At 69.3% G+C, this 19,660-nt stretch carries 6 protein-coding genes; all 6 read left to right on the forward strand.

The features are described 5' to 3' along the window. Positions 1–5: 5 nt before the first annotated feature. From KV110_RS18765 to KV110_RS18790, 6 genes are read left to right on the forward strand one after another with little or no spacing between them, the layout of a single operon-like run. Positions 6–3,320, forward strand: a complete 3,315-nt coding sequence (locus tag KV110_RS18765) for a type I polyketide synthase (protein WP_218477618.1) — start codon at positions 6–8, stop codon at positions 3,318–3,320. Beyond that, complete coding sequence (locus KV110_RS18770; RefSeq protein WP_218477619.1) at positions 3,304–8,319, forward strand: condensation domain-containing protein; 5,016 nt, start codon at positions 3,304–3,306, stop codon at positions 8,317–8,319. Before KV110_RS18765 ends, KV110_RS18770 begins: the two co-directional genes overlap by 17 nt. Next, positions 8,316–11,309: a type I polyketide synthase gene (locus KV110_RS18775; RefSeq protein ID WP_218477620.1), complete on the forward strand. Its 2,994-nt coding sequence runs from the start codon at positions 8,316–8,318 to the stop codon at positions 11,307–11,309. Before KV110_RS18770 ends, KV110_RS18775 begins: the two co-directional genes overlap by 4 nt. Continuing rightward, positions 11,302–16,941 (forward strand): non-ribosomal peptide synthetase, encoded by a 5,640-nt coding sequence (locus KV110_RS18780; RefSeq protein WP_218477621.1) that lies wholly within the window; start codon positions 11,302–11,304, stop codon positions 16,939–16,941. The genes KV110_RS18775 and KV110_RS18780 overlap by 8 nt, the downstream gene beginning before the upstream one ends. Beyond that, positions 16,938–18,704, forward strand: coding sequence for a fatty acyl-AMP ligase (locus KV110_RS18785; protein ID WP_218477623.1), 1,767 nt, complete (start codon positions 16,938–16,940; stop codon positions 18,702–18,704). The genes KV110_RS18780 and KV110_RS18785 overlap by 4 nt, the downstream gene beginning before the upstream one ends. After that, on the forward strand, positions 18,701–19,660 hold the full coding sequence (locus tag KV110_RS18790; RefSeq protein ID WP_218477625.1) for a cysteine peptidase family C39 domain-containing protein: 960 nt from the start codon (positions 18,701–18,703) through the stop codon (positions 19,658–19,660). The genes KV110_RS18785 and KV110_RS18790 overlap by 4 nt, the downstream gene beginning before the upstream one ends.

The raw sequence follows: 19,660 nt of genomic DNA on the forward strand, positions 1-19,660 counted from the left end.
GCTAGATGTCTGCAGAAATGGCCCGTCGGACGGCGGACGAGATCAGTATGTTTCTCACCGAAACCCTCGGCGAGTTATTGGACATCGCTACCGATGATGTCGCCCTGACCGAGCCGTTCTCGAGCTTCGGGCTCACCTCCGCGGTGGCACTGGTTTTCGTCGGCAAGGTGTCCACTTGGTGGGGTAAACCGCTGCCGCCGGATCTCCCGTGGGAGTACCCGACCGTGCATGCCCTGGCCGAGGGGCTTGCGGCGGCGCAGGACAGCACTGACCCGGCGCCGCTGGACGGCGCGGATCGGGAGCCCGAAGTCGGGGGGCGCCCGATTCGCGCCGATACCGCGCAGGAACCGGTGGCGATAATCGGCATCGGCTGCGCGTTCCCCGGGCTGCGCGGACCCGAGCAGCTGTGGGAAACGCTGTGGCACGGCCGGGAATTGGTCGGCGAAGCGCCTGCGGCCAGGCACGACTGGCCACCGTCGGGCAACGCGGACCGCGAGCAGCGGCGCCGCGCGTGGTTCGGCTCCTTCCTCGATGATCCCTATGCCTTCGACGCCAACTATTTCGGCATCGCCGACGCCGAGGCCGCGGCCATGGATCCGCAGCATCGGCTGCTCGCCGAAACGGTGGCGGATGCCTTCGAAGACGCCGGCGTGCCGGTGGAACGGCTGGCCGGGACCGCGACCGGCACTTTTGTCGGGATCACGGCAGGTGACTACGCGCGGGGCATGGGTGACGCCGCGGAGTCCGGGCTGCCGATCGCCGCCGTCACCGGCAATGCCAGCAGTATCGCGGCCAACCGGTTGTCGTATCTCTACGACCTGCGTGGCCCGAGCGTCAGCGTGGACACCGCCTGCTCGTCGTCGCTGGTCGCGCTGCACATGGCGCTGCGCAGCCTGCACGACGGCGACTGCGATGTCGCGGTGGTCGGCGGGGTCAACATGACCCTCGACCCGCGGGTCACCGAGTCGCTGGCCGACGCGGGGATGATGGCCGCCGACGGACGATGCAAGACCTTCGACGATCGCGCCGACGGATACGTTCGTGGCGAGGGCAGCGCCGCGGTGGTACTGAAGCCGCTCGCGCAGGCCGAGCAGGACGGCGACCGGGTCTACGCCGTGCTCCTGGGTTCCGCGATAAACCAAGACGGTCGTACCAATGGGCTGACCGCGCCGAGCTACCAGTCCCAGGTCGACGTGCTGCGCCGCGCCTACCGGCGGGCCGGGGTGAATCCCGGCGACGTGCAGTACATCGAGGCGCACGGCACCGGCACCATCCTCGGCGACGCCATCGAAGCGCGGGCACTCGGCGCCGTCTTCGTCGAAAACCGGGGCGGTGACGAGAAATTCCTCGTCGGTTCGGCCAAGACGGTGGTCGGTCACCTCGAAGCCGCCGCAGGCATCACCGGGTTGGTCAAGACCGCCCTCGCGTTGCACCACGGCCAGGTGCCCGCCAACCTGAACTTCGAATCGCCCAGCAAGCACATCGCTTTCGACGACCTGCCGTTCGATGTCCCCGCCGCGAACCAGTCGTGGCCGCGGCATCAGGGCCGCGCGCTGGCGGGGGTGAGCTCCTTCGGCTTCGGCGGCACCAACGCGCACGCCGTGCTGACCGGCGCACCGGCAAAGGCGTCCCACCTCCCGACCCCCACTCCACCCGAAAAGCCGTACCTGGTCAGCATTTCCGGTCGAAGCGAGCAATCGACCCTCGACCTGGTCGACAGCTGGATCGACGTGCTTCGCGACGGAACCGCGCCGCCGATCGCCGAACTCGCGCAGACCTCGACCGCGCGACGGGCCCAGCACCCCTTCCGCGTTGCCGTGGCCGCCCGCAATCACGCCGACCTGGCCGAGCAGCTCACCGCGATCTCCGGCGGTTCGCTGCCGCTCGGCGCGGCGGCGGGCCGGGTGCCGCGCAGTGGGCCCGGCAAGGTCGGCTTCGTCTTCACCGGGCAGGGCAACCAGTGGCTCGGCATGGGGCGCAAGCTGATTCGGCACCAGCCCGCCTTCCGCGACGCATTGCTCGCGGTCGACCGGGAGCTGCGCATCGCGCTCGGCTGGTCGACCTTCGCCGTGCTCGACCGCGGTCGCGACGACGAAGCACTCGCCGACACCGGCACCGCGCAACCGGTGCTCTTCGCATTGCAGGTCGCGTTGGCGACGCTGTGGCGATCGTGGGGGATCACACCAGCCGCCGTCGTCGGACACAGCGTCGGCGAAGTCGCCGCCGCCCATGTCTGCGGTGCGATCGATCTGCGCACCGCGGCACAGATCATCGCGACGCGGGCCAAAGCGACCGCGCGCCTGCGGGACAACGGCTGCATGGCGGTGGTCAACCTACCCGCCACGGAACTCGAACTGCCGCAACGCGTTTACCAGGCGGGCACCAACGGCCCGAAGTGGACGCTGATCTCGGGCAATACCGGCGCGGTGGACGCACTGCTTGCCCGGCTGGACGGCGAGCAGGTCATGACCCGCCGCCTACCCGGCCGCTACGCCTTCCACTCGCCGCTGATGCGGGACTGCCTGCCGGAGTTCGCGGCCGACATGCCGTGCATCCAACCCCGCGAGGGTGACATCCCGTTCTATTCGACGGTCACCGGTGGCCGACTCGACGGCGCGCAGCTGAACGGCCTCTACTGGACCGACCAGGTGGTGCGGCCGGTGCAGTTCGCCGAGGCGGTCGGCGCCATGATCGACGCCAACGTCAGCTCCTTCATCGAGATCGGCCCGCACCCCGCACTCAACGGCATGCTGAAAAGCCTGCTCCGCCACCATGAGCGGGCCGGAATCGCGGTGCCGTCGCTGGTCCGTGACGTCGACGACCTCGCGGTGATGCTGTCGGCCCTCGGCGAACTGCACGTGCGCGGGCACGAGGTGCGCTGGTCCGGCGTGGACGCGGTGCAACGGCCGTTGGCGCGGTTGCCGCTGTACCCGTTCGACCGCAAGTCGTACCGGGTCGTCGGGGGCGTGCCGAGCGTCACCGCCGCACCGGTGTCACGCGCGTCGACGGATCTGTTCACCGCCGACACCGACTATGTCGCGCCGCGCACCGAATACGAGCAGGTCGTCGCCGAGATGTGGGCGGAGCTGCTTGGACTGGAGCAGGTCGGCGTCTTCGAGAACTTCTTCCGCATCGGCGGGCATTCGCTGGCCGCCACCCAGTTCGTCCGCAGACTCCGCGAACTCTTCGAGATCGAGTTCGCCCTCCGGCGCATGTTGCAGGAGCCGACCGTCGCCCAGGTGGCGGCGGCGCTGGAGGAGCTCATGGTCGAACAAGCCGATGCCGCCCTTTTGGAGAGCGATCATGAACTCACCGGCTAGCAGCCTGGCCCTGGCGCGCCTGCGCGAACGGCGTGCCGCGGGCATTTCCACCACAACCGTTCCGCTGCGCGAGGGTGCCGGGCCGTTCCCGGCGACACCGGCCCAGCGGGGCATCTGGCTGCACGAGCAGCTGGCCGGTCACCCCGCGATCTACCATGTGCCACTCGGCATCCGGATCACCGGCCCGCTCGACGTCGCCGCGCTGCACACGGCCGCCGATGCGGTAACTCAGCAGCAGCATGCCTTCCGCACGGTCTTCAAGGAATCGCCGGAGGGCTTGCGTGCGGAGGTGGTCGATGCCGCGGGTGCGGATTGGCAGACGCCGGATCTGCGCCTGGTTCCCGCGAAAACCCGGACGGCAGCGGTCGATCAGCTGCTCGAGTCGCTGGCGTCGGCCCCGTTCGACCTGGCGGCCCGTCCGCCGGTGCGCTGGGCGCTGATCCGGCTGGCCGAGCAGGAGTGGATTCTCGCGGTCGTCGCGCACCACCTCGTGCTGGACGGGTTGTCGATCGCGCTGCTGATCGATCAGCTGTGGGCGGCCTACGGGGCCGTCCGGCACGGTGCGGAGGCCATCCTGCCGGTACCACCGCGGCAGTACGCCGACTACGCGGTGTGGAGCGCCGAACACGGCGCGCCCGCAACACAAGCCGCGGCGGTCGAACGACGGGCCGCGCTGCTGCGCGGTGCTCCGCCGCTCGACCTGTCGATCGGCCGCCGCCCCAGGCGCGTCGGCAACAACGGGGCACGCGTGGAGAATTCGTTCCCCCGCGAGATTTCCGACGCGGTCCGTGCCTGCGCGGCGGCCCATGGAATTCCGCCGTTCGTCTTCCTCTTGGCCTGCTACCAGCTGACATTGGCGCACCATGCCGGTCAGCGCGACTTCTGCGTCGGCATCCCGATGGCGGCCCGGCCGTACACGGAGCTCGCGAAGACCATCGGGCACTTCGTCAATACGGTGCCGGTACGCGCCGATCTCGCGGACGGGCAGACCTTCGCGGACCTGCTGCACCGGACTCGGGACAGCGCGATGGCTGCCTACGACGACGAGACCGTCCCGTTCGAGCGGATCGTCGAGGCGATCGGCGGACCGTGGGATCCGGCCTTCAGCCCCGTCTTCCAGACACTGTTCGTGCAGCAGGTGCTGGAACGGCCCGACCTGAGCGAGTGGGGTCTGAGCGTCGAGTGGCACACGATCGACACCGGTGCCACGCTTTACGACCTGGTCATGCATGTCGCCGAGACGGGTTCGGAGCTCGTCTGCCACCTGACCTACAACTCGAAGCTGCTCGACGCGACGGCCGCAACGGATCTTGCGCAGGATTTCCTCGCCATCGCGGCAGCGGCCGCCGCCGCGCCGACGACCCTGGTGGACGACCTGCTCGCCACGCTGCCGGTGCGCGCGTACGCCGTGAACGACCAAGCGGCCGAGCCGGATTCGGATGAGCCGAGCGACGTCGCATTCGAAGCCCCGATCGGTGCGCGAGAGATCCGCCTGGCCGCACTGTGGGCCGAGGCACTGGAGCGGCCCGAAGTCGGTCGCCACGACGACTTCTTCCTACTCGGCGGCACGTCCTTGGCGGCGACCAGGGTGATCTCGCAGATCCTCGACGAGTTCGGCGTCAGCGTCTCGCTGCGCGAACTCTTCGAGAGCCCGACGATCGTCACGGCGGCGCGACTGATCGAATCGGCGTCCACGCAGCAGGATTCGCTGCCGCCGTTGCAGCCGTTGCCGCGCACGGACGGTGAGCTGCTAGCGGTGTCCTACGCCCAGGAACGGCTGTGGTTCCTGGAGACAATGGATCCCGGCAACGCCACCTACATCATGCCGGGCGGATTGCGGCTGCGCGGCGAGCTCGATATCGCCGCGGTGGAAAAGGCGCTGGCACTGGTCGAGCAGCGCCACGAGGTGCTGCGCAGTGTCTATCGGACCACCGAGGACGGGCAGCTGCGTCAGGTGATCCGCCCGTATTCCGCACGGCCACTGGAGTTCACCGATCTCAGCACGTTGCCGTCCGAGCGGCGTGCCGATGCCGAGGCGGAACTCGCCGCGAGTGTCTATCGCGCTCCCTTCGATCTCGCCGAAGGCCCGGTCTGGCGCTACCACCTGATCAAGTCGGGTTCGAACGAATACCTGCTGGCGATCGCGCTCCATCACATCGTGTGCGATGGCTGGTCGGTCGCCGTACTGAGCCAAGAGGTTTCGGCCCACTATCGGGCGCAGATCGCGGGTGTGGCCTCGCCGCTACCGCCACTGGCCGTGCAGTACGCGGACTACGCGGGCTGGCAGCGCGGCAACGCCGACCGGCTCGACGGGCAGCTGGACTTCTGGCGGACCGAGCTCGCCGACCCGACGGTCACCGAAATCCCCGGCGACCGCCCACGTCCCGCGCGCCGCACCTCCCGCGGCGCGGTGGCGCGGCTCGCGGTCGACCCGCAGGTGATGGCCGAGGTCAGGGCGCTCGCGGCCCGTAGCGGCGTCACCACCTTCGCGGTGTTGCTCGCCGCGTTCTACACGATGCTGAATCGGTATACCCGCCAACAGGATCTGATCGTTGCCGCACCGATCGCCGGGCGCACCCGCTCGGCCGTCGAACCGCTGGTCGGTTGCTTCCTCAACACCTTGGCGCTGCGGACCGCGGTCGACCCGGCCGAGACTTTCACCGAGCTGGTGGCCCGCGTCGGGCAGACGGTCCTTTCCGCGCACGCCAACCAGGACCTGCCGTTCGAAAAGGTCATCGAGGCGATGGTGCCCACCCGGGACCTGAGCCGCACTCCGCTCGCCCAGGTCATGTTCAATTACTTGAACACGCCGCCACCGACCCTCGATATGGCCGGGCTCGACGTCGAACTGGTGGACGCGCCGCGTGCGACCGCCAAAATGGACTTCGACCTCACCGTCGACGAGACCGACGGCCCGACGAAGCTGACCCTGGAATACAGCGCCGACCTCTATGACGAACCGACCGCCGTTCGGGCACTGCGGCATTACGCGAGCGCACTGGCCAGCATCGCCGCGAACCCGGGCCAGCTCGTTCGCGAAGTGCGCCTGGAGAGCACGGATCAGTATGCGGTGCAGCCGAACTGGGAACTGCCCGGCTCCGCGATGGTGCCCGAGGCCGAGCCGGACGAGCGGCTGATCGATCGGCTCGACGCGGTGCTCGACTTGCGCGGCAGCGCACCGGCATTGCGCGCGGGTGACCGCACGACCAGCTTCGCCGAACTCGACGCACTCACTGCCGTCATCGCCAAGGAACTCATCGGCGCCGGACTGGACGGCAGCCGGGTGGCGCTGCTCTACGACCACACGCCGGAGAGCTTCGTCGCGGTCTGGTCGGCATTGCGCGCGGGCGTCGCGTACGTCCCGCTCGATCCGCGGGCACCACAGGCGCGGTTGATCGAAATCCTCGAGGAGGCCGACGTCTCCGCGCTGCTGTGCGATCCGTCGCTCGCGGAGCTGGCCCGCTCGGTCGCCGGTGCGGCGCACGTGTTCACCGTGTCCGGTCGCATCGACCGACCGGACCCCGCACTGAACGCGGTGCCGACCAACGATCTGTCCACCTGGGCCAAATCTCATATCAGCGCGGATGATTTCGCCTACATCCTGCATACCTCCGGATCGACCGGTCGACCGAAGGGTGTCGCGCAGAGCGGCGGCAACGCGCTGGCCCACGCGGTCACCTACGCGCGGCGGCTGCGCATCGGACCCGATGATGTCGTCGCCGCGCCGGCTCGATACACCTTCGACGCCGGTGTACTGAACTCCTTCGGCGCCGCGGTGGCCGGCGCGGAGTTGTACGTGATCGACCCGCACCTGTTCGATCCGGCGGGTCTGCGCGCGGAGATCGAACGCGCCGGGGTCACCGTGCTGCACTGCACACCAACGCTTTTCCGCTACCTGCTCAGCGACACCGACGGTCCGTGGGTGCCGCAGGCGCTGCGACTGGTCGCGCTCGGCGGCGAAGAAGTGGTGCGCGGCGACGTCGTCGACTTCGGCAAGCACTTCGCCCCCACCTGCCGATTGGTGAGTCTGTATGGGCCGTCGGAATGCTCGGTCGCCTTGCAGCACATCATTACCCCCGAGGACGCGGACCGGGCCGGAGTGCCGATCGGTCACCCCGTCGAGGGTGTCGCGGTAGATCTGGTCGACGAAAGTGGGTGTCCCACTGAGGTTTACGGTGAGATCGCGCTGCGCAGCCCATACGTCGCCCTCGGCTACTGGCATCGGCCCGAACTCACCGAAAAGGTGTTCGGCACCGGCGTCGACGGCGTCCCGTACTACCGGACGGGCGATCTGGCCCGGCGGCTGTCCGACGGGCGACTGGTCTTCGTCGGTCGCAAGGACCGCCAGGTCAAGATTCGCGGCCACCGGGTCGAGCCGGGGGAGGCGGAGACCTTCCTGCGTTCGCACCCGACGGTCGGCGAGGCCGCCGTGGTGCTGGACGCCGACGCCGACGCGCCGAGGCTGGTCGCCTACCTCACCCAGGACGGTCCGCTGGAGCCCGACTACCTCGAGCTCTCCGCGTTCCTGCGTACTCGGTTGCCGGACTACATGATTCCGTCCGCCTACATGGTCCTCGACAACCTGCCGCGCGGTCTCACCGGCAAGCTCGATCGCGCCAAGCTGCCGAAGATCGCCCCGGCCGCTGCGCCGGTGTACACCCCGCCCGGCACCGAGCTGGAGCGCGTTGTCGCCGAGGTGTGGGCGGAGGTGCTCGACCGGGAGATCGGTCTCGGGCAGAACTTCTTCGACCTCGGCGGCCATTCGCTCGCGCTGGCCAGGGTGCGTGGACTGCTCGAGCGCCGCCTCGGCGTCGCGCTGGCGATGACCGACCTGTTCGCCGCCCCGACCGTCGACGGGCTGGCCAAGGCGCTGGCCGGGCGAACGGCACCGCAGCAGGACGTGGACCGAGGCCACGACCGGCGCGCGGCCGCCGCCCGCAGGCGGGCGCACCGCCAGGCCACCGAGACCCTGCCGGACAGCGTTGGGAGCCAGCGATGACACACGACGACAACGAGTTCCGGGTCGCGGTGATCGGCATGGCCTGCCGCTTCCCGGACGCGGACACGGTCACAGACTACTGGCGCAATCTGTGCGATGGCCGCGAATCGGTGCGCCCGCTCGACCCGGCGGCCATGCCTGCCGACCCGCCTGCCGGATACGTGCACGCGGGAGCGTTGCTGCCGAGCGCGGACAAGTTCGACGCCGAGTTCTTCGAAATGACCCCGCGCGAGGTACAACTCACCGATCCACAGCATCGCCTGTTCACCCTGTGCGCGTGGGAGGCGCTGGAGGACGCCGGTCATATCGCGGCCGAAAATCCCACGCCGGTCGGCGTTTTCGCGGGCGCGGGGATCAGCACCTATCTGCTGCGGAACCTGGTCGGGCACGCGAGCCTGTTCCAGACCCCGAGCTCACAGCTGCATGCCCTGCACGGCAACGCCTCCGACTACCTGGCCACCAAGGTCTCCTACAAGCTGAACCTGACCGGTCCGAGCGTCGCGGTGCAGACCGCGTGTTCCACCTCGCTGGTCGCCGTGCACCAGGCCGCGCAGGCACTACTCGACTTCCAATGCGACGTGGCGCTCGCCGGTGGTGCGAGCGTGCAGGTGCCGCAGCAAGCCGGATACATCTACGAGGAGGGGTCGATCCTCTCGCCGGACGGTCACTGCCGGGCATTCGACGCCGAAGCCGGTGGCACCGTCTTCGGTTCGGGTGTCGGCGTTGTCGTACTCAAGCGGCTCACCGACGCGATCGCCGACCGCGACAATATCCACGCCGTGATCCTCGGGTCGGCGGTGAACAACGACGGCGCCAACAAGATCGGCTATACGGCGCCGGGCATCGCGGGCCAGCGCGCGGTCATCCGGGAAGCGTTGTCGGCGGCCGGTATCGGCGCCGACACCATCGGCTACGTCGAGGCGCACGGCACCGGAACCAAACTCGGCGACCCCATCGAGGTCGCGGCGCTGTGCGCGGCTTATCGTGAGCACACCGACGCGACACAGTACTGCGCGCTCGGCTCGGTGAAATCCAATGTCGGCCACCTCAATTCCGCGGGCGGGGTCGCCGGATTCATCAAAGCGGTACTCGCCGTGCGCGACGGCCGCATTCCGGCCAGCCTCCACTACAACCGGCCCAACCCCGAAATCGACTTCGCCGCAAGCCCGTTCTTCGTCAACACCGAACTCCGGGAATGGTCGGACCCGGTGCGCCGGGCGGGTGTCAGCGCCTTCGGTATCGGCGGAACGAACGCGCACGTGATCGTGGAACAGCCGCCGACGCCGACGCCCACTGCGGTGCGGCCCGGTCCTCGCGCGCTGCTGATCTCCGGTCGCACCGCCCAGGACGCCGACCGGATCGCCGCCAGACTCGCTGAACACCTGCGCAGCTCAGACGCGGAACTACCTGCTGTCGCGCACACTTTGGCGCACGGCCGCCGTCGCTTCCCACACCGTCGCATGGTCGTGGCGAGCACCGCGGCCGAAGCCGCGGCCGCCCTCGCCAAGCCGACAGCGGGGCAGGCCGCACCCGCGCCCGCGCTTGCCTGGCTGTTCCCCGGGCAGGGTGTCGCGCTCGGCGCCGCCGTCCTCGAACTCGCCGCGTCGGTCCGTCCGTTCGGCGATCGGTTCCGCGCCTGCGCGGACATCCTGCGCGAACGCACCGGCTTCGACCTGGAGTCCGCGGTCGGCAGCGCCGAGGGCACCGAGCAGACTCAGGTGGCCTTGTTCGCGGTCGAGTACGCACTGGCCGGGATGTGGCGCGAGTTCGGCGCCGAACCACGAGAACTGCTGGGGCACAGCCTCGGTGAACTGGTCTGCGCCACCATCGCCGGCGTCTTCGAGCTGTCCGATGCGTTGCCACTGGTGGTCGAGCGGGGCCGGATCATGGCGGCGTCACCGCCCGGTGGCATGCTCGCGATCTCCCAAGGCGCGGACGCCATCGCCGAGCGCCTGCCGGAGGACGTCTGGCTCGCCGCCGACAACTCCGCCAACCGCTGCGTTGTCGCGGGCGCGCCGTCGGCGCTGTTCCGGCTGGCTGGTGAGCTCTCCGACGCGGGCGTGCCGAGTTCGTTGCTGCCGGTCGGGCACGCGTTCCACACCCCGCTCATGGACGAGGCGGCGGCCCGCTTCGCGGACCTGGTGCGGGCCGTGCCACGGCAGGCGCCCCGGGTGTCGTTCTGGTCGAACGTCACCGGTGCGCCCATCACCGCCGAGCAGGCCGTCGATCCCGCGTACTGGTCCCGGCAGATGACCAGCACCGTGCGTTTCCGGGAGGCCGCGCTCGGCCTGGTCGCCCGTAACCCGGGGACCGTCGCGCTGGAAGTGGGGCCGGGCAAGTCCCTGGTGTCGTTCCTGCGCACGGCCGATCGCGCGTCGGCGACGGTCGGCACCCTCGGCATCGGGCTCGGAGCCGGGTCACCGGAGACCGCCATCGTGGATGCCGCGGGCCGACTCTGGTTGTCCGGTGTCGCGGTGGATTTCGATGCCATCTACGGCGGCGAGACACCGGCGTCGGTCAGCTTGCCCACGTATCCCTTTGCCCTGAAGCGCTATTGGGTCGATCCGCCAGAGGCGATGCCGACGCAGGCCCGCCGCTTCGACACCGCCGAGCCCGCGGCCCCGGCGCCGGTGCCCGCCGACAACGCCGCCGATGCGGAATCAGACGAAGACGATTTCGTCCTCTCGGTGCGCAGTCGGGTGGTCGCGGTGTGGAGTGCGGCCCTCGGTATCGACGAGTTCGGCACCGACGCCAACTTCTTCGAGCTGGGCGGTGATTCGCTGCTCGCAGTGCACGTGGCAACCCAGCTGCGGTCCACCTTCCCGTTGGATCTCGCCCTCGGCGAACTGTTCGCCGTCCCGACCGCGGCGGGGATGGCCGACACCATCGCCGCGCATCTGATGCAGCGGTTGGACGAGTTGTCCGACAGCGAGGTCGAGCTGCTGCTCAACCAGCCGGGGGCGGCCGAAGAACGGAGCAACAATGCCTGAACTCGTCGACGCCCGCGCCTCCCGCCGAGAGTTGTTGCGGCGCTGGGCCGCGGGCGGCACGCCGCGCGCCGCCATCCCGCGCCGCGCCGACCCGACTGCCGCCGCGCCGCTTTCGGCCGCCCAGCAGCGGATCTGGTTCCTGGAGCAGCTGTTCCCGGATCGGGCCACCTACACGATGCCGTTGGCGCTGCGCCTGCGCGGTCACCTCGATATCGCGGCACTGCAGGGCGCGCTGTCGCTGGTGGTGTCCCGGCACGAGTCGCTGCGCACCAGTATCGAAGTGCGCGATGGTGTTCCGGTTCAGGTAGTCGGGCCGGTGGCGCCGCTGCCGATGACCATGGTTGGCCCCTCGCAGCTCGATCCGCAGCGGCCGCTGGCCGACGCGATGGCGCAGGTCGAGCAGTTCAGCCGGACCGTCTTCGACCTGTCGGGCCAGCTGGTCGAGGTGCTGCTGGTGCGGTTGAGCGAGGACGATTCGATCTTCGCGGTCGCGATGCACCACATCATTTCCGACGGCTGGTCGCTCGGGGTGTTCGCCACCGAATTGATGGCCGCCTACGCCGATTTCACGGCGGGTAAGCACCAGCCCGAGCTGCCCGAACTGCCGCTGCAGTACCCCGACTACGCCACCTGGTTGCAAGATCTCGCGCAGCGCGACAAGTTCGGCGCCGACCTCGACTACTGGCGCGATGTCCTCGGCGACGAACCGCCACTGGTGACCTTCCACCCGGACCGGCCACGCGCGCTGGAACCGGAAAACCGCGGCGCGCGAGTGCAGTTCACCATTCCGGCACCGGTGTTGTCCGGACTGCGGCGGCTGGCCGACGAGGTCAGGGTGAACGACCGCCCCGCCACGCTTTTCGTCGCACTGATGGCGGGTTTCAAAGCGCTGCTTCGCTATTACACAGGCGCCGAGGACATCACGGTCGGCACGCCGATCGCGGGCCGGACCAGGCCGGAGATCGAGCCGCTGATCGGATTCTTCGTGAACGCGCTTGCCCTGCGGACCGATCTGTCCGGCGCGCCGACCTTCCGCGAGCTGCTGGCCAGGGAGCAGCGCGTCGTATTCGACGCGTTCGACCATCAGGAAGCCCCGTTCGACCTCGTCGTTGAACACGTGCGCCCCGACCGGGAACTGAGCCATTCGCCGCTGTTCCGCACCGCCGTGGTGTTGCAGAACACCACGCTGCCCGAGCTCGCCATTCCCGGGCTGAGCGCCGAATACGTCGAAGTGCATTCGGGCACTACGAAGTTCGACGTGCTGGTGACCTTGCGGCAGGTCGGCGCGGAGCTGGTCGGCGCGTTCGAGTACGACGTCGACCTGTACGACGAGCCGACCATCGCCGCCATCGCGCGCCACTTCGTCGCGTTGCTGACCGCGGTCGTCGCGGACCCCGACACCGCGCTGCCGGAGGTCGACTTCCTCGAGCCGGACGAGCGGCAGCGGGCGGTGGCCGCGGCGCTGCCGAGCGAACCGGCCGCCGAGCCCGCTCTGACGCTGCACGAACTGTTCGCTGCGCAGGCGATTCAGACGCCGGACGCGGTGGCCCTCACGTTCGGCGACAGCGCGCTGAGCTACGGGGAACTCGCGGCGGCCGCCGATCGGCTGGCCCAGCGGCTGCGCGCCCGCGGCGTCGGTCGCGGCTCCTTCGTCGGCATTCACCTCGAGCGTTCCGCCGACGTGGTCGTCGCGATCCTGGCCGTGCTGCGCGCCGGTGCCGCCTACGTCCCGCTCGACCCGATGTACCCGGGCGACCGGATCGAATTCATGATCGCCGACTCGGGGGCGCGGCTGGTGATCAGCGACAGTTCACTGGTCTCGGCGACGGCCGGGTCCGGTCCGGAACTCTTGCTCATCGACGAGCAGGCCGACGAGACGGTGGCCGACTTCCCGCTGGAGAAGGCCGAGCCGCACGACCCCTGCTACGTCATCTATACCTCGGGCTCGACGGGTGTCCCGAAGGGCGTGGTCATCGAGCACGCCAACGTGGTTCGCCTGTTCTCGACGACCACCCGCTGGTACGACTTCGGCCCGCACGACGTGTGGACCATGTTCCACTCGTACTCCTTCGATTTCGCCGTCTGGGAGATGTGGGGTGCGCTGCTGTACGGCGGACGGCTCGTCGTGGTGCCGGGTTCGGTCAGCCGGTCCACCGCGGAGTTCGCGGAACTGCTCGCACGCGAACAGGTCACGGTGCTCAACCAGACACCGTCGGCGTTCACCCAGTTGCTGCGCGCAGTGGAGAACGCACCCGGCACCGCGCTCGCGGTGCGCTGGGTGATCTTCGGCGGTGAAGCGCTCGATTTGTCCACGCTCGCACCGTGGTTCGACCGCTACGGCGAGACCGCGCGGCTGGTGAACATGTACGGCATCACCGAGACCACCGTGCACGTCACCTATCGCGAACTCACCCGCGCCGATGTGACATCGGCGGCGGGCAGCCTGATCGGCGTCCCGCTGCCCGATCTCGGTGTGCTGATCGTCGATCCGGCCGGGCGGCCGGTGCCCGACGGCGTGGCAGGGGAGATGCTGGTGTCCGGGCCCGGTGTCGGGCGCGGCTACCTGAACCGGGACGAGCTCACCGCCGAGCGGTTCGTGGAAAGCCCGGTGCTCGCGGGACGACGGGTCTACCGGACCGGTGACCTCGCCCGGCGCAGGGCCGACGGCGATCTCGAATACCTGGGCCGGATCGATCAGCAGGTGAAGGTCCGCGGCTTCCGAATCGAGCTGGGCGAGATCGAGGCGGCGATCACCGCGCATCCAGGCGTCGACCAGTCGGTGGTGCTGGCGCGCAAGGACACCGGCGGAAGCCTTTCGCTGGTCGCCTATTTCACGCCGGGCGACGCGACGGCCGATGCCGCCGACGCGGAGCAGGACCAGGTCGCGAACTGGCAGATCGTCTTCAACAGCACGTATCGGCAAGGCCATGACGGCGACGCCGATTTCGACATCTCCGGGTGGAACAGCTCGTACACCAATGCCGCAATCCCCGAGGAGCACATGCGGGAATGGGTCGAGGCGACCGTCACCGCGGTGCGCACCCTCGCCCCGCAGCGCGTCCTCGAAATCGGCTGCGGTACCGGACTGTTGCTGTCCCGGCTGGCACCGCAGTGCGCGGTGTACGACGCCACCGACGTGTCCGCATCGGCCATCGAGAATGTGCGGACGAAGATCGTCGAGGGCAATCCCGACCTCGAGCACGTCCGGCTCGATCTGTGCGCCGCCGCCGACCTGCCCTTCGACATAGCCGGTCCGTATGACCTGATCCTGATCAACTCGGTGGTGCAGTACTTCCCGAGCGCCGACTACCTGACCCGCGTGCTGGACTCGGTGATCGGCCTGCTCGCCCCAGACGGTGTGCTGTTCGTCGGTGACGTCCGCGACCTCACTCTCAGCGAGTCGTTCCACGCGACCGTCGAAGCCACCAATGCGCCGTCCGCGGGCGCCGCCGAGCTCGCACCGGCGGTGCGGGCCGCATTCGACCGGGATGCCGAATTGGTGATCTCGCCGAGGTACTTCGACGACTTCGTGGCAGCCCACCCGACGCTGGCCGGGTCCAGGATCCGGCTCAAGCGCGGCGAGCACCTCAATGAGATGTCCCGATTCCGGTACGACGCCGTGCTGTACGCAGGCGAACGTGGCCTACCGGTGCGGCCGAAACTGCTGGACGCGGCGACTACGCCGTGGCAGCTGGCCGAACTGCTCGACCGGGAACGTCCCGCGGCGGTGCTGATCCCCGATGTCCTGGACGCCAGGGTGGCGGGTCCCCTCGCGGTGGTCGACGAATTGCGGCGCGGCCGGGCCAGTGCCGCGCAGATCCGTAGCGTCCTCGCCGATTCCGGCGGCATCAGTCCGGAAGACTATCTCGCCCTTGCCGATCAGGTGCCGTACCGGATCGAGGCATTGCGCCGTCCGGGTGGGCGGTACGACGTCGTGGCGACCGGCTGGGACGTTGCCCTGCCCGCGGTCCCGGCGCGGGAGACCGAATGGCCGGACGATCTCGTCATCTCGGATCCGTTGCGGGTCAAGGCTCGTGACGATCTGGTCGTCGACGTCCGCGCGCACCTGGCCCGGCGGCTGCCGCAGCACATGGTGCCCGCCGCGGTCCTCGTGCTGGACGAATTCCCGTTGACCACCAACGGCAAATTGGATCGGCGCGCACTGCCCGCCCCGGTCCTGCGGCGCAACACCCTGGAATACGAACCGCCGCGCACCCCACTCGAGCAACGGGTCGCGGGCGTCTTCGCGCACGTCCTCGGCATCCCGCGGGTCGGGCGCGAGGACAACTTCTTCGACCTCGGCGGCCACTCGCTGCTGGCGGCTCAGCTGATCCTGCGGCTCAAGCAGACCTTCGGCGAAGACATTCCGCTCGGTTCGCTGTTCGCCCGCCCCACGGTGGCGGGTGTGGTCGCACTGCTGGCCGGTGAGGCCGCGGCGGAGGAGACGATCGACTTGACGGCCGAGGTGGCCACCGCGATCGAATCGTGGCCCGCCGGACCGTGGACCGTCACTCCGCCCGCCACGGGCGAGGTGCTGCTCACCGGGGCGACCGGCTTCGTCGGTGCGTTCCTGTTGCACGAGCTGTTGGCGCGCACCGACTCTCGGGTGCACTGCCTGGTGCGGGCGGACAGCCGGGAGGAGGGCCTGGCCCGCCTCGCCGCCACCTTCGACAGCTACGAACTGTCCCGCGACTCGTTCGACCGGGTCATCCCCGTGCTCGGCGACCTGGCCGCACCGCGCCTCGGGCTGACGGAGAAGCAGTTCCTGCTGCTGGGCCGCACGATCGACGCCATCTATCACAACGGCGCGCACGTGAACTTCGCGCTGCCGTACCGGGTGCTGGAGGCGGCCAACGTCAAGGGCACCCAGGAACTCATCACGCTGGCCCGGACCAGCGGTGCGCCACTGCATTTCGTGTCCTCGCTGTACGTGCTCGGTCCCGGTGACGCGGTCGACGGCCGGGTCACCGAAGCCCTTCCGGCACAGGACCCCTCGCAGTTGTCGCTGGGTTATCTGCGCAGCAAATGGGTTTCCGAGCGGCTGGTCACCGAGGCGGGCGAACGCGGTCTGCCGGTGAGTGTGTTCCGGCTCGGCCGGATCGGCGGCGACAGTCGCACCGGCGCCTGCCAGACCAGCGACTTCTTCTGGCTGCTCGTCAAGGCCAGCCAGGAAGTCGGTCTCGCGCCGGAGGTGGACTTCGCCGTGGATCTGGCCCCGGCCGACTTCACCGGCGCGGCCATGGTGGAACTGGCCCGCACGCCGCGGCCGGGCGCGCACATCTACCACCTGCGCAATCCGCGGCCGTGCAGCTTCACCGACGCCATCGGCTGGCTGCGGGAGAGCGGCTGGCCGGTGCGCCTGGTCGCCCTGGACCAGTGGCGCGACGCGATCGCCGCCCACGCCGCGAGTGCGGGACCCGGATCGGCGTCCTACAGCGTGCTGAGCCTGTTGAGCGCGAACGACGGGCTCACCCCGCTGATCCAGTTCGACGTCGACAAGGCCGTCACCGAACTGGATCGGGTGGGCGTGCAGTGCCCGCCGGTCTCCCGCGACCTGTTCACCCGCTACCTGGACTACTTCCGCAAGGTCGGCTTCCTCGCCGCGCCGTCACCACAGGAGGTCGGAGTATGACCACAACGCTGCTCACCGGGGGTGACCTCGAGTACGACACCTTGGTGCGCGCGCTGACGAAGCAGGCCGCCCAGCGGCCCGATCGGATCGCGTACAGCTTCCTCAACTATCCGGATTCGACCTCGAAGCACGGCGTGACCGAGTCGCTGACCTACGCCGAAATCGACCGCGCGGCACGGGCATACGCGGCCACGCTGCTTCAGGTCGCGCACCCGGGCGACCGGGCCGTGCTGCTGCTGCCGCCCGGCCTGGAGTACGTGAAGGCGTTCTTCGGCTGCCTCTACGCCGGGATCATCGCGGTGCCGCTGTATCCGCCGAGCGCGCACAACTCCAACGGACGCATCGACGCGGTCTGCGTCGACGCCGACCCGGCCTGCATCGTGACCACCGACAGCGCGCTGCCGAACGTCACGGCATGGCTGGACAATTCGCCCACCGACACGACCCGGCTCATCGTCACCACCGGTGAGGTCGACGAGAAGCTCGCGATCGATTGGGAACCGGTCCTGGTGGATCGCGAACAGATCGCTCTGTTGCAGTACACCTCCGGCTCCACCCGCACACCCGCCGGAGTGATGGTGCCGCATCGCGGACTGCTGGCCAATGCCAGGCAGGTCTACGAAATGATGTACCACGTCGGGATTTCCGCCGCCGATGAGGTCGGCTTCGTGAGCTGGCTGCCGCTGTTCCATGACATGGGCCTGATGGTCGGGGTGATCATGCCGATCATCAACGGCCATGGCGTGGTGCAGATGTCGCCGACGTCGTTCCTGCGCCGGCCGGAGCGCTGGTTGCAGGCGATCAGCGACAATCCGGCGCAGGTCTTCGCGGCGTCCCCGAATGTCGGCTACGAGCTGTGTGCCGAACGGGTGGGGCCGAAGGAACTCGACGGGATCGACCTGAGCCGTTGGCGGTACGCGCTGTCCGGCGCGGAGCCGGTGCGGGTCAGCACCATCGACAAGTTCCACGCGGCGTTCGCCGAGCACGGTCTGGCCAGGTCGAGTCTGATCGCCGGGTACGGGTTGGCGGAGTCGACGCTGATCGTGTCGGTGAACTGGCGCACCCTGTCCGGGGTGCAGACCCTGCGGGTGGATCGCGAGGCGCTGGCGACCGGCCAGGTAGTCGTCGCTCAGGACGGCGCGGACATTGTCAGCGGCGGCGCGGCGGCACCGGGCACCACCATCCAGATCGTGGATCCGGAGACCAGGCTGGCCCTGCCGGAGGACCGGCTCGGCGAGATCTGGGTGTCCGGTCCGGCCGTCTGCACCGGCTACTACAACCGGCCCGAGGAGACCGAACACACCTTCCGCGGCGAACTCTCGCCGCGCGACGGCAAGTACTACCTGCGCACCGGTGACATCGGCTTCCTGCACGACGGCGAGGTCTATCCGACCACCCGGCTCAAGGACCTGATCATCATCGACGGCCGCAACTACTATCCGCCGGACCTCGAGGACGCCGCCGAAAAGGCGCATCCGCTGGTGCTGCCCGGCCGGTGCTCGGCCTTCTCCATCGAGGTCGGTGTGCAGGAGAAGATTGTGGTGCTCATCGAGGCCAGGCTCGGCTCCGACGACGAGGCGACCGCGCAGGAACTGCGCAATGCCGTGCGGCAAGCCATCTTCAGCGTGCACGACGTCGGCGTGCACGAGGTGGTGCTGCTCGGTCCGGGCGCCATCCCGCGCACCTCCAGCGGCAAGATCCAGCGTTCCGCGTCGCGCGCCGCCTACCTCGACGGCACCCTCCGGGTGCTGGGGGCGAAGTGACCACCGCCCTCGCCACCCACGGCGACAAGCTGACCTGCTTCACGGCGGCGTTGGCGAGCGCACTGGTGGCCCGAGGGGTGAACCGGTGGTGGCGGCCACTGCTCGCGGGCGGGCCGACGCTCGCGGTGAGCCCGGCCGAGGACGACCTGTTGCTGTTCGAGCACGACGGCACCCCGCCGCTGCCCGCCCTCGGGCTGCGGGTGAACGGTGCCGACGACTGGGCAACGGCGTACCACGCCCTCGAAGAGCAAGTGGCCGAGCATGGTTCGGTTGTACTGCTGGCCGACATCTTCCACCTGCCCTGGCAGCGCGGGCACCAGCGCTGGCACGCCCCGCACTGGCTGGCCATCGTCGAAACCATCGACGGCTGGCTGGTGGAGGATCCGCTGACGATGACCACCGAGCTCGGGCCGCAAACCGGACAACGGGTTCCGGTGCTCTCGGCGGCCGAACTGCGCGGGTGGTCGACCGGCCTCGGTGCCGGTGACACGGTCGCATTGCTGCGCGAACAGGCGATGGCCGGTTCGCGCGACATCCACATCGGCCGCACCTATCGGTGGCTCGAAGCCCAGCCGAGCGAGCCATCGCCGCCACGCGAGGGCCGCCTGGTGGGAGCCGACGCGCTGGTCGCACTGGCCAGCCGCTACCAGTTCGCCTCGACACCGGACGATTTCACCCAACTCGACGATCTGTGGCAGGCACTGCGCCAACGCGAGCTGCTGCTGTGGGCCGCCGAATTCGACCCGGAGGTGCTCGACGCCGCCGGACGCGACCACTGGGAACGCGCTGTCGCACAGTGGCGCAAGCTTCCGCCATTGCTGATGCACGCCCGAATGCGGGCCGCCGCAGGCGGAACCGTGCAGACCGGGCTCATCGCCGAGACATTGCTGTCGCTCGCCGAATACGAGGGCAAGCACCTCGCGTTCGCGCACAACCCGCACGTGGCGGGGGAGTAG

The sequence above is a fragment of the Nocardia iowensis genome (assembly GCF_019222765.1).
GTDB classification, from domain to species: domain Bacteria; phylum Actinomycetota; class Actinomycetes; order Mycobacteriales; family Mycobacteriaceae; genus Nocardia; species Nocardia iowensis.